We start from the raw sequence: 13822 nt of genomic DNA, 5'->3' as shown, positions 1-13822 counted from the left end.
GGCAGCTTAGAAAAATTAAGGAAATTGCTTTGCCCGCCGATACCCAAAGCCCTCGCTCACGCGGTGGCTTTGCTTTTTTTTGGCTTGGCGCGGCTTGGCCTGGTCTCCCTCTCCACGGAGTGAACCAATAGCCGTTTACTGGCATTGGAACTCGAAGGCTGACCAGTCCGATGCGCCCACGGTCTGCCAGTAGAACGCCGAGCCATTCCCGACCACATCACAGGCGCACTCTGTTGGCCAATTGACTGGTCCGGTGCTTGGGGAACCAAATCCAGGCATTGGAGTCAGCTTCTGTTTAAGTGCGGCGACGCAGGTCCGGCACTCTGGCGTCAATGTCTGTTCTTGAGGTCTCGCGAGGCCGCCCGAAAACGTCGCGTCATCGTTGGTATTAACGCTCTGCGTGCAGTGAAATTGGTCAGCGAGGAACTGCGACACCGAGCAGAACACGCCCCAGCCGTAAAGCCCACCGTCGCCCCAGGAAATCCACGATTTTCCGGTGTAGGTCGGATAGGTTCTTGCCGGAGGCGTGCAGGTGTTGGAGGTGGTAACCCAGCCACTGGATGCCGTGTAGGTGCCGCTCCAGCTCTCTGAGGTGCTCGACACCGGGGACCCAGTCGCGGCCGGGCAGGACCAGGACGTGGTGCGCGTGCCGTTCTCAACGCGGTTGCGTTGTTGCCAGTGCTGACCTGCCTGCCCAGCCGGGCAACCCACGTTCTGGCTCTCTGCTGGCGAGGCGCGCGTGATTGCAACGCTGGTTGGCGGCGCAGACGTGCATGCGGGAGCACAGATACTCGCTGCTGCCGGTAACCAGGCTGACCATGGTCCCGTCAGCGCGATTGGGCTTGCGAACGGGTCGGGGCATGAATACGTCGTAGTGCGGGTGCGGGTCTGCGGAAAAGAAGTGGCGCCACTGATGGTGAGAGTGCCTGAAGGACAAACGCCCGTTTGCGCCGCGCTTTCGCTCAACGGTAATGGCGCTGAGCAGGCGGGTGTGATGACGGGAGGGACAATAGGAGGAGTGACGGCGGGTGGCGCCGGTGGTGCGGTTGGGATTGGAGGTTGAGCGGCGATTGGCACGCATAACGCCAGCGGAGACCAGCAAGCAGGAGCAGCTACCGAATTCCAAATAAACGAACACGTTTGACCCGTAGGTGCCGTTCCTGTGGCTGGAGCCGTGGGAGCCGCTCCGCAGCCAGGAGATGGAGCAGGTGGAGTAACAGCTACGGGCGGTGGCGCCACCACCGGGGCCGGTGGTGGCGGAGCTGATGTTGGAGGGGGCGGTGGCAGTGCAACGGGTGTGAGAACTTGCGCAGACAGGCCAGTAGCGCCGCCGTAGTATGTGAACGCGAGCCGTGCTGGATTCCTGCATCGTTGAGTCGCGGCCTGGATGTCCAATTGGGTCGGACGATGATTATTGCCGCGATTGAAGACCGATGTGTCGTCTATTTCGAGGTCATACATGCCTCCACTCGCTGCAGCAGCTAGCTTTAGGCACGCACGCGTTGGAACCGCATGGTAAACAATCTTCAACCCTGCGTTGGGGCGGCCATCAATAGTGGCAGGCTCAAGAATAACGGGTTGCGCCCATCGGCTCGTTAGGCCAATGCCAGAGTTCATTGAAACGGGTGGAACGCGGTCGGCAATAGCCTGAGCGGTTGTCAGTCCCGCATAGGAGCCGAGCGCTCCATAAGTCATATCTGCATTTCGAGCAATGGTGTGAATATTCGCTTGTTCCGCGCGAACATCTGCGTTGTTTTCCGATGCCTGATAGATAGCGAATGCCGCACCGGAAAGAAGTGTCATAGCACCCGTCGCAAACATCAGCTCGATCAATGAGATGCCACGCTGCGGATGCGGGCGGCTTGATGGCTTCATGGTTAGCGCTTCTTTGCGCGAGAGACTTCTCGCTCGGCTAGATGCATTCGCCCGCGCGTGCGCATCTCATTTCGTTGTTGAACGAAGGCCGGCTTTGAGATGTGCTCTCGATACCCAAGTAGGAGGCCAACAAGCTCAGCCTCATCCAGTGAATCAGCCCCAGCGGCGATGACCGCGCCGCCCAGGAGAATCTTGCGGTGCGCGTCTGCTTTGCGTTCGCTAGCTCTTGTCTTTGCTTTGATCTTTGCTCGGCCAGCATCTCCCGTGCTTTCAATTTTGCGAGACGCTCAGTAGCGGCGGTGATTTGTTCTTGTATAGAGCGTGTTGCCATTGTTGAGTTCTCGTAATGTCCTAAACCTCATGCAAACAGAAAATCGGCTATTGGCAAGTCATCGACTTGTCATATTGCAGTTCCCTGTCATCCTGAAATAGAGGGGCACAGGCGAGCGAGAGCGAGCCAGCCCTAGCGGGAAACGCGAGCGAAGCGAGCCCCGGTCTCTTGCCTGAAGCCGTCACGAATAGGGGCGGCAAGGATCAAAGCAAGAGCGCACTTATGGTTTCCCTGCGGGAAACCGTGCGCCGGGGCTCCGCCCCAGACCCCGGCCCGCTTCGCAGGCCGCCCCCGATGCTAGCCCCCTTCGGGGTGTCGCCAAAAACAAGAATAGGAGCAAGGACAAAAATCGAAATGGCCATTTATCACGCCACCGTCAAAGCCTTTTCGCGCGGCAAGGGTCATTCCTCTACTGCCGCTGCGGCGTATCGTGCGGGCATTGTGATTAATGACGAATTGACCGGTATCAAACACGGCTACACAAGGCGCAGTGGCGTTGCCTCGGTTGATATGTTGGCTCCGCAAAATGCCCCCGAATGGGCGCGAGATCCGGTCGCCTGTTTCAATCGCTCGGAAATGGCCGAGACCCGGCTAAACGCCAGGACGGCGCGAGAGCTTGAAGTTGCTCTGCCTGCAGAGCTGAACGAAGCGCAGCGTCGTGCGCTCGCGTGCGATTTGGGTCAGATGTTGGTTGACCGCTATCAGGTTGCGGTGCTTGTTGCAGTCCATGAGCCCGATAAGAAGGGAGATGAGCGCAATCACCATGTGCATCTCCTGATGACACCGCGTCAGATCGGTCCTGAAGGCCTGGGTGCACGTGCATGCGCTGAATTTGATGCGCGTGGTGGCGCAGGTCCGGAGGCTATCCGCATTCTTCGTGAAGCGGTTGCTGACCGTATCAATTCGCATCTGGAACGAGCACAGGTCGCTGAACGTGTCGATCATCGCAGTCTGGCTAAGCAAGCGCATGCCGCCGAAGCTGATGGCCATATTGGGTTCGCAGCCGTGTTGGCTCGTGAAGCCGCCCAGCACGAGGGTAAGGCAGCAACCGCGATGCGTAGGAGGGGTGAAGATAGCGAGCGGGGCACGGTAAACAACCAAATCCAAAACGCCAATCGCATTGAACTGCGTGACTACCTGGAACGCTTGGAGAAAGAGGGAAGGGTGATGGCGACGCCACGCTCCCATACGCAAGAAGCAGCTCAACGTGAGAGGCTTGCAGCGGTTGGAAAAGAAGTGCGGCAACCACACCTCGGGCAGTTTGCGGTGGCGCCCCCACGAGTGCAAACATGGCCAGTATCAGTAGCGCAGCGCGCTGGGCGAGTGGGGTCGGGCGCCTCGCGCTTTCCGCCAAGTCTCAAGCCAGCTTTGATGAAGGCGGCTAGCCGCCTTCGTAGCAAGATTGCGAACAAGCAAGCAGACGAGGCCATGGCTCGTTACGAAGCCGAAATAGAGCAGCTGGAGATGGAAGCGAGGCGGGTGTGGCTGGAGGGTATAGATGCCACCGTTCGGCAAAGCCTTTCGACGGTCGCCACGCTCTTTGACATGTCGAGCAGGGCGGGCGCCTACCCCCCCGAGGGCGTCATATCGAAACGATATGCGCGAGCTTCACAGTTCATTGAAACAGGTGGCTCGTGACACCACTCGATGGGAGCGCAGGTTACAGGCCGAAGTTAAGGCAGACATTTCACTCACGGAAGCCAAAATGAAATTGGAGACATGGGAGAGGAAGAATCCCAAGCCGTCGCCCTGGAGCAGTAGCAGGCGCGATTGGGCGCAGCGGCGTCGGAGTGGTGAAGAGCGCATTGAGCGACGCCGGACGCGGCGCGATGCTGCGCGTCTAGCGACAGGCCTGGCAGCACAGGTGAAGTATGCGGCACAGGCAGCTACGAGTGTAGAAGCTTTGGATAAGCTCGCAGCATCAATGCTGAAGCGCTATCCAATCACTGCTGATACAGCACAGCCGCACAAATCGCAGCGCTCTGGAACGACCCCAACGCGCACGCTTTCGGAGCAACTGACAAGGAGCGGGCAGCAGGTGAGCCAAGGCAAACAGCGCGGGCCTTGCCTCTGATACCTAGGATCCTTGGGTGGCCGAGCACCAAGTGAAGTGGCACGCGCTTTCTCAGCTCCACGCAAAATTATGAATGAATGATGAATATGGCCTCGAGTTGCACCGGGGGTGATGCGCTTCGTTCAGCGTTTTTGCTCTGTACAAGGCGGCGGAAGACCTAGAACCTTGCCTTCCTTCCCTTGTAATTGTTCCGTTTCGACGGAGAAGTGAGATCGATAGATGAAGAAGAAGCTAATTGGAATCTTTGTAGCCGCAGCAGCAGGGGCTGTCGTGATTGGTGCAGTTTTCGGCCACCGACTGCAAGCAAATGATGCGCAGCGAAAATCTGAGGAGAAGGAGGTCCAAGAGAATGCACCAATTGGAAGGGGCGATTCACCCGCCTTTCCCGCAACAAGCGCACGTAAATTGGAACTGGAGAAAAAGATCCCGCCCGGATCATATAAGGCTCTGGGCCCTAAAGCCTACGAGATCATCCGTGGTCGTGAATTCCGTCCTCCTGGCGACGCACTGGCCCATGTTAAGCAGTTGATTCAACGATCCGAATCGGGCGACGCCACGGCAACCTACGAAATATATCTAACCATTGATCAGTGCCGAACCTTCACATCAGATCGGGCCGACGAGTTGGCCGATTCTGCCTCGAGTCTCGGATCAGGCGGTTGGTTCCTTGAAAGATCAGAGCGGCTTCTCAAGGAGTGTGAATCATTGGTGCTGGATCAAAAAATTTACCGGGCCGATTGGCTCTCAAAGGCCGCGGCCATGGGGTCGCAGGAGGCGATGCTCGCTTATTCAGTATCGCCACAGGAAGTTATCGGATCGCTCGATGACGTTATTCATGATCCAGAGAAGCTTGCTCAATGGAAAGAGAATTCATCTAGATATCTCAATGAGATGGAAAGCCAAGGAAATTTTGCCGCGCTGGGAAGTTTAAAAAGAGCCTACACCTATGGGCGGACCCGAGAAAGAGACCCGGTCGCAGCAACGGCCTATACCCGTGTGCTTAGTCGCATCAATCCTCGACTTTACACCAGCGACGACGTTATCAAAGCGGAGAGCGATCTCAGCAGTAGGGAGCGAGCCGATGCGCTAGCGTTGTCTGAAAAAATCTTCCATAACTGTTGTGTCCCATGATAAAGGATGATCTATGCAAGCCATGAATGTGGGGGGTATTTTCCGTGTTAGCAATGCGTCCATTTTCACGCTGTTCGGGGTCGCGCTGCTGCTGGCATCTGGAGACCTCCTGGCGAGAAAACACCCGGGAGTAATTCAGTGCGCTATAGGTTGCACTTTAAGCACTCCAAATCCAGATGAGGGGACAAGTAAACTTCTTGCCGATGAGATAGATCGTCGCAACCCCACAAGAGGGAAAGTCTGGAATGTCTCACGGCCCGACCGAATTCTGGTGGGCGACATCGTTACCGTCTGCAATGGCATTTCCTGTGTTGAGTATACTTGGCGCGGTGAGCAATTCGACTCCGGCAAGGAAGTGTCGAACATCCTCCCGCCCCCCGCACGAGGTGGCGGTGGCGGTGGCGGTGGTGGTGGTGGTGGTGGTGGTGGTGGATGGATTGGTGGCGGTACCGGCGGCGGTGGCGGGTCTTGCTGTGGCAGAGTAACTGTAGACCCGCCAACGATGGTCCAATGATTTACAAGATCTGAAGAGTGCTGGCGGTAGCTTCCGAGCTGCCTGCGGTGTCTTAATCAACGCGCGCGTCCCGGCAATTCTCGTGTTTCATCCTGGTTAATCGCAAATTCCTTCCTCTTTTCATTTTCATCGGGTTGGCCCCTGTGCACTGGGGCCTTTTTTCTGGCAGAGCTGCCCCCCGGATAGTTAAGGCGCGATTGACGTTTCATGCCTCTGGAGCTGGAAAACAATGCCCCCGAATATTCTTCGGGGGCATTGACAGAATTGGCGTTGGCCTCATGCTGTTTTTTAGCGGCAGCGCGTTGTTAACAGCAACGGCTGCGAGTAGGTAGAAAGCAGCTCTACACACCCAGGCATCGGCCCCAAGCAACAACATAGCCGACATCGGGAAGAGCGCAACCCCTCGCAACCCAGCTAGAAGCAATGGCTATCGCACGGAGGTCCGATTAGTTCGCGCCCGGTGACAATCCGGGGCTATCCGTAGGACGCGGGTGGCGGCCTTGAACCGTGGAGGAATACGTCCACATCCGGCAGCATGGCTTCTGCGTCGCGGAGGTTCCAAGGCATGGGTTCCCTAGCTGGTCTTGGATTGTGTGCCCCGTCTCGGGTTGGCCATGTATGCGAAGGGCAAGATTGGATAGCGTCAGGCGACAGCCTGATCACGGGTCAAAGCCCATGGGAGAGACGCCAGTGAATGCTGGTGGCAGGACCCCAGCCCCGGCGCCATGTCAGGCGTGAACCTGCCGTAGCTGTGCATTGACAGTGATCACAGCGCCGACGATGGTCCTCTGCCCAGGCAAGAGTAGACCGACCCGGCAAAGGTCCCCAGACTCGCTTATTGTGGGTCGGGGGCGACTTTGCCTCGGTCGGTCGGCGGTTAGAAGCAAAGACCGAGGCAAAACAGCGGGCCCATAGTGTCCTGAGTCAGCAGGAGGATGTGTCCTGAATCAGATGCCGGAGGTGGCCTTGTCGGTAAAAGAGCACTTGGAGTTCTTCAGCAGAAAAACGGAGCGCGCCGAGAATTTTCGGGCGCCGGTGAATTTTTCAATGCTGGTTCAAAGAGACATCAGATCTGACCCCAAGGAAGGAAGAAGCGTCGCCCTACCTTCAGGGCGCGAATTCGGGCTTGCCAGTCACTGATCTGCTTTATGAAGGTATCGACGGGATACGCCGAGTGCTTGCATGCTGCTATTGAATTTAGAAGCTCATTGTTAACTTCCATCAAAGAAACTCCGGCGCGCTTGTGCTTGAGAAGGAAGAGCTCGGATGCTATCAGGTGAAGCTCTTCACTCTTATCTGAACTGATGATCTGTGTGTTACTGGCATCGCCCATGTAGTTGATTGATCGAATAGCTCGAAGTGCCTCGTATTTCAGCGCATTGAACTTTGAGAGCTTGGCCATCAGCAAGCCCGAGTAGTATCCAGCGGCCGTGCCGGGAATCAATGCCATCAGGAGGTCGTAGGCGAGGCTTGCCATTAGGGTCTTCCTTGCTGGCACCTAGGCATAGCGTAGGAAGTCGCCAGGCCGTTCGGTGCGCGTCACTTGACCATGGCGATGATTTGAAGCGCTGACAGGTCCTTGTAGGCTGTCTTTTTCCTTGCGTTGCTGGGCCAGTCGTGAAGCCCACTAAGAAACGCACGCACATGCGTCTGGCTCAGCTGCGACATTGGAACGTCTGGGCCAGCAATTTCCTTGAAGATTGTCAGTGTATTTTCGCTGTCCAGCAGGTTGCCGCTAGAGGTCTTCGCATTCCTCAGATCCTGCAGATACAAGTCAATTCGCGTAGCGAGGCTGTCGTTTGGGACTGGCTCGATGACCGAGGGCAGTGCGGCGCCGCGAGTTGCAAATTGGGTGGAGGACAAGCCATTGATGGTGTGGAGCAGTGCTTGGGCATCATCCTGGCCATTGACCTGGAGGTCAGTCAGTTTGGTGCCGTTGGGCAGCTCGATGTTGCCGGTCCAGCGGTCAATGGTTCCGGCCAACGCTCTCAGCAGGGCGTCCCGATCCTTCTCGGTCATTGGACTGCGTCTCATGCGGTCGAATGCCTGAGAGAGTGCCACAGCGGCGCTCGCCGCTGTAAGCCGCATCAGATCGATTGAAGCAGGGGACAGGCGTCGCACCAGATAACGGGATCCGACAAGAGGCTGCAGATCCGTAGGCACAAAAAACGGACGTATAGCCCGCTCGGTCTGCGTAGGAAAAATGGCTTTGGCACGGAGTGATACCTACTTTGATACCTGCAGACAGGCTCAGTTCGTGTATCACTCCGATGCCAAAACCCTTGCAAAATCAGCCGCTTAGCGATAGATTCTGCAAGCAGTTGGTGGAGGTGGGCCCTACCGCAATGTGTACGTAAGTTGTTGATGGCGCAGGTGATTGGTGGTGGTGTTCGAAATCGATACCCCCAGCAATACCCCCATTCTATGCAGCCTTGGCGGGTTCAATTCCATCCCGCTCGGCGACCCGGGCGGCCTGCCAGGCATCCACCTCGGCCTCAATCCAGCCTACCGCGTTGCCGCCCAGCGGCACAGGCGCCGGAAAGGTGCCGGCGCTGATCCGGTCATAGATCGTGGTCTTGCCCAGGCCCGTGCGGCGCTTGACCTCGGGCATCTTGATGAAAACGAGCGGCTCGGTAGCCATGGTGTCCTCCTTCAATTCGTGGCCAGCGCAGCGCGCAGCTGCTCGGTGGCGGTGTTCATGCGAACAGGTCCAGTTGGGCCGGTAGCGCCGGCAGCGGGCCCGGGGACGCGCGTTCAACGGTGGCCCCGGATTCGCGCAATCCGAGTTGCTCCATTCGCACCAGAAGTCGCGCGGCGTAGTTCTCGTTATTCCTGATGAACCATGAGAGCTGGGCGGCCCTAAATCTGTCCCCGGCGTGGCCACGCAGTAACAGTGCATCCCGCTCTTTGCGCAGCTCCCGGATGTGATGGATCGTTTGGGAGTAGGCGCCGGGCAGACGCCGGCGGTCGTACTCATCCTCATCGGGGTCAGGCACGTGCCTTGTGTCCTGGGCGATCATCGGAACATCTCCAGTTGCTGCGGCACGGTCAGACGACGAATGGCGTAAGGGCTGGGATCTTGCTCGTTGAGCAGGTCCTGAGCGATATGGAAGTGGTAGCCGCGGCCGTTCATATCGGTGATGCAGACCATCGGGAAGTAGCAGACCGCGATGGCCCCGGAGCAGAACAGGTAGTAGCCGCGACCACACGGCGCGCGGCCGGCCTCGGTGCTGCTGTCCAGCATGTCGCGCGTCCAGCCGGCGGCAATGCGGACGGCTATCGCGTTCGATGCGATCTCCCATGCTTCGCCACGGTCGATGATCCGTGAGGACACCATGCCCATGGTGCGCAGCGCTGCGTCCATGTCGCCGGCAGCGAGTGCCTGCAGCGCGTGACCTCGGGCCTCCCACAGGCGGGCATCCTGGGGAGCGATCGAGTCGAGCTCGACCCCGGACATGCTGGCCAGCTGTCGGCCGACCTCGCGGTGGTCTATTGCTTCAGCCATGAGCGCACCTCCGCCAGCACCAGCGCAGCCCTGCGCGCGCGGCGCGGCATGCGCGGCTGATCGCCCACAGGGTGGCGATGCCGGCCAGGAAACCGGCCAGGGTGATCATGTGGACCATTGCAGCGGTGAGCAGCTGGTCAGCCACGGAGAATCTCCAGGGGGAGTAGCGGCGTGGCAGAATGCCGGCCAGTACAAAGGGGAGAGAGCAATGGATTGGTGGCTTGGATTCAACCAATGTTGGCCGATGGGCCTTAGGTGCTCTGTAGATTGGTCTGCTTGGACTGTGCTCGTCGCGTTGCTCGCGATTGCGGTTGCTTGGTGTGGGGTTGTGGTTACCGCCGCTTCTGCAGCTGCCGTGTACTGGCTGGGTCGCCAAGCTAACGCTGTGGCCGCCGCAACTCACCAGATTGAAAATGAGGCCCGCGTGCGCGAAGGCCGCTTCATTCTGGCCTATCTCTACTCTGAGATTCTCGATGCCTTTTCGTCGGTTGATAGCTGGCTGGTACAGGCCAACGTCGTCAGCAATTTCTACCTTCAAATGAATGAGCAGCAGCGTCGGGAAGTTATGGAGGTAGTGAGAGATTTGGCTTTGAATGAAACGGAGCGCCGATTCGATCGACTGCACGTCATTGAACCGATGGTTGGTCTCAGACTTGCGCGCGCGTTGAGCACAATTCAACTTCTGCGTCTCGCATACGAACCACTCATAAGGCTTCAGAACGATCAGGATGGCCGCACCAGAATTGAGGCGACAATTGCTCACGTGACCAGTGCCAGAGACGATCTCAAAGTGGTTCTGCAGGCAGGCTTGGAAGCACGCCGATTCGTCGAACACTAAACGACCCACCCATTCGCCTCCCTTCCCTTCGATGCGCTCGTCGGCCTGTGTCAACCACTGCCGATAGGGGGCCTTCGTCGGCTGCCGCATGCGGGCAGGGATGCCGGGCACCTCCGGCGCCGGCACCAGTACCAGGCAGCTCACCCCCGGGCCTCGCGGCGGGCCTCGGCGAGGATCTCGCGCAGGTCGTCCAGCACCTTGCGGTCCTCGCCCTGGGCGACAGCGGCGGCCAGAGCGCGCTCCAGCGCGTAGACCCGGTCGTTCGGATGGATGTAGGTCATGGCAGAATCGGCTCCAACAGGGACGGGGGTGCAGCGTGGTGGAATATTTCTGGCGGTTGGTGGCGGGTGCGCTCTCTTGCGATCCTCGTGCGCCGACCTGCGTTATCGACTGGGACGTTGTCTCCGCAGTGGCGACAGCTTCCGCAGTAGTCGTGGCCATGGGTGCAATCTGGGTAGAGAACAAGCATCGAAACAACGAGCGAACCCGGGCCGATAGAATCCGCAAGGATGATCTGGACGCAGCTCTGAGGCGCGAAGAGACCGAAGCTGAGCGAATTGCCCAGGCTCGAAAGTCGCGGGCCAGGCGCCTCGCGAAGATCTTTGATCGTGAACTGACTGAGGCAGCGAGGCATCTGACCACGCTGAGCAAACTGCTGGAGGGTGCTACCGCGAAGGACATCTCCCAGTTCGAAAAAATCTATGCGAGACCGCTGGCGCCCGACGTGTTTAGGATGCACGAGCGGTTTCTTGATCAGCTTGATGTTTTTCCGGACATGCTTGCCATCTCCATCGTCAACAACATGACCAACTGGTCGAGCATTCCGCTGTTCTCCGAAGGTCTGGAGCAATCTCCCGGCATTGACATGCTCCGAGTTCGCAACAGGCTTTTGGCAGATATTGAGGAGCGTCTGGAACTCTTCGGCGAGACGAAGAACGAGCTTGCGCAGTACTTCGCTGACCTCCCGGGGCTGAAGTCCTTCACGTTCGATGAGATCAGGGCGATGAATGAAGCAGGTGCGGAGCGACGCCGTCAGAGGCGGGAGGGTAGTAGCAGTGCATAGGTAGGTGATTGAGCACTCGTTCATGCCACCATCCCCATTGCCACAAGGTCGATGTCGTCCACTTTGTCGCGCAGATGGCGTCGCGCGCGGCGCAGATGCCCGGCGATCACCGCCCGGTCCTCATGGGCGAAGAAGGTCTCTGCGTGCATGTGCAGCGCACGGCGGTGGTCGCGGCGGTACAGGCGCCAGGTGACGGCGCTGCCGTCCGTGGTCGGGAACCGGCCCCAGGCGAATCCTACGGTTTCCTTGGGCGCGCGGCGGGCGATGTGGCGGCTCATGCCTTCGCTCCCTTCTTCCCGGCGCGGCGGCCGTGGCCACCCTCGACCACCTGCCGGCGGCTGATCGTGCTCTTGTCGATGCCGGTGGTGCCCAGGACCTGGACCTTCCCGCCGGCGGCTTCGAAGCGCGCCATGTCTGCCTCCAGCTTCTGCCGGGCCTGGTCCTTCTCGCGGTCGGTCTCGCCACTGAAAGCGGGCTTCACGTGGATGCTGGTCATGCTGCATTCCTCAGCGGCACGCGGCGCACCGGCCCGTGCCACAGGTTGAAGGTGTTGTTGGGCCGGACTTGCTGCAGGTCTAGCTGCACAGGCGGCAGCGGCGCGCGCAGACGGCGCTGGTCGTTGAGGCACTGGACACAGTCCGGGCGGCGGCCCTGATCCCCTGCGCGCTGGAACGAATCCAGCGGCAGGGAGCGGCTGCACTTGCTGCAGGTCCGGCGTTCCATCACGCGGCCAGCGGGTACTGGTTGGCTGCGTGCTGCAGCCCGTGGATCATGGCCCGGCACATGTCCGGGAACTGCGCCTGGTCGTACAGCTTCGCCGCGCCGGTGGCGTTGATCGGCTTGAACCCCAGCAGAGCCAGACCTTCGGCGCTGATCGACAACGGGGTGATGCGCGCGTTGATGTCGCCCAGCTTGATCTTGACGACCTCGCGCGGCGCGGCGGCGGGTGCCGGGGCGCTGGCCACTGCCGTCGGGGCGGTACGCACCGGCGCTGCAGTTGCTGCCAGTGCGGCTGCCACCGGCTCGGCCTGCTGCTGGGGCGCTGCCGCCTGCGCTGCCTTGGAGGCCTGCTCCGCTGCTGCAGCTGCCGCATCGTCGGCTGCCTTCTTCTGCGTGCGGGCCTCCTCTTCCTTGCGGATCTTCTCGCGCTCGTCGTCCAGCCGCTTCTGTTCGGCCAGCTTGTGCTCAGAGATGCGGGCCGCCACTAGGTTGCGCAGATCGTCCGGCGCCTTGCTCGCGCACAGCTGGACGCGGTCAGCGAACAGGGTGGCGTAGTCCGGGTGCTCGGCGAGAATGGCGATGTTGGCGCGGATGCGGTCGGCCGCCTGGCTGGCAGTGATCTTGGCGTTGGTGGCCACCGCATCGACGGCATCTTGCATACTCGAGAACGAGCGCTTGCCCTTGATGGCGGCAGCAATGTCAGCCACCAGCGTCGCCGGCATCGGCACCGCGTGGGCGCCCAGCGTCTCGTTGATGCCGTGGATGTGCTCGATCACAGCGCGGCGAGCCGTGTTGCCGATCTCGGTGCGGCGTTCCTCCTTCCGCTTCGCAACCAGCTTGTCCAGCTCCAGGCGGATCTTGCGCGTCTCGGCCGCCACGTCGTCCATCGTGCGGAACACCGCATCGATGTCTGCCGTCTGGCCGAGAACCTGCTGCTTCGTCGCCTCGAGCCGTTCCTCGACGCCCTTGCACCAGCTGACAGTCTTCTCCGCATTGGCGAAGTCCTCATCGGACTGCAGTTCCCGGTTGATCGAACCCAGCACCGCCAGCGCGTTTTCCTTGAACTCGGCCAGGTTGGACGCGGTGACCATGCCCGTGACCTGGATGCTCAGCGCTGGCAGGGTCTCCGGCGCGCGGCCCACAGGCGCAGGCTCGCTGGCCGGCCCCGGCTCAAATGCTGCGACGTCCGCCTCCAGCTGGGCCCAGCCGGCGACGATGCGCGCGCGCAGTTCCGGGTTGGGCACGTACCAGCAGTGCCGCTGCTCGACCAGTTCCCAACCGCCGGAGGTCTGGCGCCACTCGGAAGCCATGAAGAACACGCGCTCGCTTTGGGAGACCATCGCCTGGTGCTCCATCTGGATCTGGTACATCAGCGGCAGGTCGGTACCGGTGCAACCATCGAACATGGCATCGCGCAGTGTCTGGTTCAGGCGCTTGTGCTCCCAGGCGATGTCCTCCAGCAGCGTCAGACCGTCGAAACTGGCCGAGTACTTCCCGACCACGCCGGTAACGGGGTAGAGATCCTCGCCCACCAGCTGCTCGGCAATGGCTCGGGCCTGGGCCTCGAACTCATGGCCCGGGTCGATAACGCGCTCCTGCACGAAGTCGCTGAACTCGCGCGGCACGCCTGCAGCCAGCTCCCGGATCAGATCGGTGCGGGAGTGGTTCGTGGAGGCACCGAGCATCGCCGGCGCGTCGCTGGCGTTTAGGTGCTGCGCGCGGTGCGCATGCCATTCCGGGGTGCCCTGGATCAGGTTCACGGTGCGCATGC

15 protein-coding genes are annotated in these 13822 nt (G+C 60.0%); 3 read left to right on the top strand and 12 right to left on the bottom strand.

The genetic code is table 11. From position 1 onward, the window contains the following. Nucleotides 1-135 precede the first annotated feature (135 nt). Both D5301_RS05660 and D5301_RS24170 read right to left on the bottom strand, forming a co-directional pair. The gene (locus D5301_RS05660) at nt 136-1803 is read right to left on the bottom strand and encodes a type 4 pilus major pilin (RefSeq protein WP_228756347.1); all 1668 of its coding nucleotides are present in this window, start codon (nt 1801-1803) and stop codon (nt 136-138) included. Nucleotides 1804-1877: 74 nt separating this feature from the next. Then, nucleotides 1878-2045, bottom strand: a complete 168-nt coding sequence (locus D5301_RS24170; RefSeq protein ID WP_324187283.1) for a hypothetical protein — start codon at nt 2043-2045, stop codon at nt 1878-1880. Nucleotides 2046-2500: 455 nt separating this feature from the next. Here D5301_RS24170 and D5301_RS05650 point away from each other — a divergent pair, with 455 nt between their 5' ends. Together D5301_RS05650 and D5301_RS05645 are read left to right on the top strand one after the other, a co-directional pair. Next, complete coding sequence (locus D5301_RS05650; protein WP_228756328.1) at nt 2501-3844, top strand: MobA/MobL family protein; 1344 nt, start codon at nt 2501-2503, stop codon at nt 3842-3844. 655 nt (nt 3845-4499) lie between these two features. After that, the gene (locus tag D5301_RS05645) at nt 4500-5411 is read left to right on the top strand and encodes a hypothetical protein (protein WP_110711965.1); all 912 of its coding nucleotides are present in this window, start codon (nt 4500-4502) and stop codon (nt 5409-5411) included. Between the two features lie 1580 nt (nt 5412-6991). Here D5301_RS05645 and D5301_RS05635 read toward each other — a convergent pair. The 7 genes from D5301_RS05635 to D5301_RS05605 form a co-directional block, all read right to left on the bottom strand. Beyond that, complete coding sequence (locus D5301_RS05635; RefSeq protein ID WP_153855106.1) at nt 6992-7402, bottom strand: hypothetical protein; 411 nt, start codon at nt 7400-7402, stop codon at nt 6992-6994. A gap of 62 nt (nt 7403-7464) precedes the next feature. Continuing rightward, nucleotides 7465-7944, bottom strand: coding sequence for a hypothetical protein (locus tag D5301_RS24165; RefSeq protein WP_228756327.1), 480 nt, complete (start codon nt 7942-7944; stop codon nt 7465-7467). Between the two features lie 403 nt (nt 7945-8347). Continuing rightward, entirely contained in the window at nt 8348-8566 is a 219-nt protein-coding gene (locus tag D5301_RS05625) for an AlpA family transcriptional regulator (protein ID WP_065183319.1), read from the bottom strand. Nucleotides 8567-8621: 55 nt separating this feature from the next. Then, complete coding sequence (locus D5301_RS05620; protein ID WP_153855105.1) at nt 8622-8945, bottom strand: hypothetical protein; 324 nt, start codon at nt 8943-8945, stop codon at nt 8622-8624. Further along, a complete protein-coding gene (locus tag D5301_RS05615) occupies nt 8942-9430 on the bottom strand; it encodes a hypothetical protein (protein ID WP_153855104.1) in 489 nt (162 codons plus the stop codon). Before D5301_RS05615 ends, D5301_RS05620 begins: the two co-directional genes overlap by 4 nt. Beyond that, nucleotides 9423-10412: a hypothetical protein gene (locus D5301_RS05610; RefSeq protein WP_153855103.1), complete on the bottom strand. Its 990-nt coding sequence runs from the start codon at nt 10410-10412 to the stop codon at nt 9423-9425. Before D5301_RS05610 ends, D5301_RS05615 begins: the two co-directional genes overlap by 8 nt. Further along, on the bottom strand, nt 10409-10549 hold the full coding sequence (locus D5301_RS05605; RefSeq protein WP_153855102.1) for a hypothetical protein: 141 nt from the start codon (nt 10547-10549) through the stop codon (nt 10409-10411). The genes D5301_RS05610 and D5301_RS05605 overlap by 4 nt, the downstream gene beginning before the upstream one ends. Before the next feature lie 38 nt (nt 10550-10587). Between D5301_RS05605 and D5301_RS05600 the strand changes: the two genes are divergently transcribed. Beyond that, the gene (locus D5301_RS05600) at nt 10588-11331 is read left to right on the top strand and encodes a hypothetical protein (protein WP_153855101.1); all 744 of its coding nucleotides are present in this window, start codon (nt 10588-10590) and stop codon (nt 11329-11331) included. Between the two features lie 20 nt (nt 11332-11351). Here the strand turns inward: D5301_RS05600 and D5301_RS05595 are convergent, their stop codons facing one another. From D5301_RS05595 to D5301_RS05585, 3 genes are all read right to left on the bottom strand, one after another. Continuing rightward, on the bottom strand, nt 11352-11609 hold the full coding sequence (locus tag D5301_RS05595; protein ID WP_153855100.1) for a hypothetical protein: 258 nt from the start codon (nt 11607-11609) through the stop codon (nt 11352-11354). Then, a complete protein-coding gene (locus D5301_RS05590) occupies nt 11606-11827 on the bottom strand; it encodes a hypothetical protein (protein WP_153855099.1) in 222 nt (73 codons plus the stop codon). The genes D5301_RS05595 and D5301_RS05590 overlap by 4 nt, the downstream gene beginning before the upstream one ends. 226 nt (nt 11828-12053) lie before the next feature. Further along, nucleotides 12054-13820: a YqaJ viral recombinase family protein gene (locus D5301_RS05585; RefSeq protein ID WP_153855098.1), complete on the bottom strand. Its 1767-nt coding sequence runs from the start codon at nt 13818-13820 to the stop codon at nt 12054-12056. Nucleotides 13821-13822: the final 2 nt, after the last annotated feature.

It is taken from the genome of Stenotrophomonas sp. MH181796 (genome assembly GCF_009659995.1).
Taxonomy (GTDB): Bacteria; Pseudomonadota; Gammaproteobacteria; order Xanthomonadales; family Xanthomonadaceae; genus Stenotrophomonas; species Stenotrophomonas riyadhensis.
Note: the sequence above shows the minus strand (reverse complement) of the source record. Positions and strands in the feature narration are given on the sequence as shown.

Coding starts and splice junctions, on each gene's coding strand:
- D5301_RS05660 (WP_228756347.1), bottom strand. CDS start 1,803: ATGACACTTCTTTCCGGTGCGGCATTCGCTATCTATCAGGCATCGGAA.
- D5301_RS05650 (WP_228756328.1), top strand. CDS start 2,501: ATGCTAGCCCCCTTCGGGGTGTCGCCAAAAACAAGAATAGGAGCAAGG.
- D5301_RS05645 (WP_110711965.1), top strand. CDS start 4,500: ATGAAGAAGAAGCTAATTGGAATCTTTGTAGCCGCAGCAGCAGGGGCT.
- D5301_RS05635 (WP_153855106.1), bottom strand. CDS start 7,402: ATGGCAAGCCTCGCCTACGACCTCCTGATGGCATTGATTCCCGGCACG.
- D5301_RS24165 (WP_228756327.1), bottom strand. CDS start 7,944: ATGACCGAGAAGGATCGGGACGCCCTGCTGAGAGCGTTGGCCGGAACC.
- D5301_RS05625 (WP_065183319.1), bottom strand. CDS start 8,566: ATGGCTACCGAGCCGCTCGTTTTCATCAAGATGCCCGAGGTCAAGCGC.
- D5301_RS05620 (WP_153855105.1), bottom strand. CDS start 8,945: ATGATCGCCCAGGACACAAGGCACGTGCCTGACCCCGATGAGGATGAG.
- D5301_RS05615 (WP_153855104.1), bottom strand. CDS start 9,430: ATGGCTGAAGCAATAGACCACCGCGAGGTCGGCCGACAGCTGGCCAGC.
- D5301_RS05605 (WP_153855102.1), bottom strand. CDS start 10,549: ATGACCTACATCCATCCGAACGACCGGGTCTACGCGCTGGAGCGCGCT.
- D5301_RS05595 (WP_153855100.1), bottom strand. CDS start 11,609: ATGAGCCGCCACATCGCCCGCCGCGCGCCCAAGGAAACCGTAGGATTC.
- D5301_RS05590 (WP_153855099.1), bottom strand. CDS start 11,827: ATGACCAGCATCCACGTGAAGCCCGCTTTCAGTGGCGAGACCGACCGC.
- D5301_RS05585 (WP_153855098.1), bottom strand. CDS start 13,820: ATGCGCACCGTGAACCTGATCCAGGGCACCCCGGAATGGCATGCGCAC.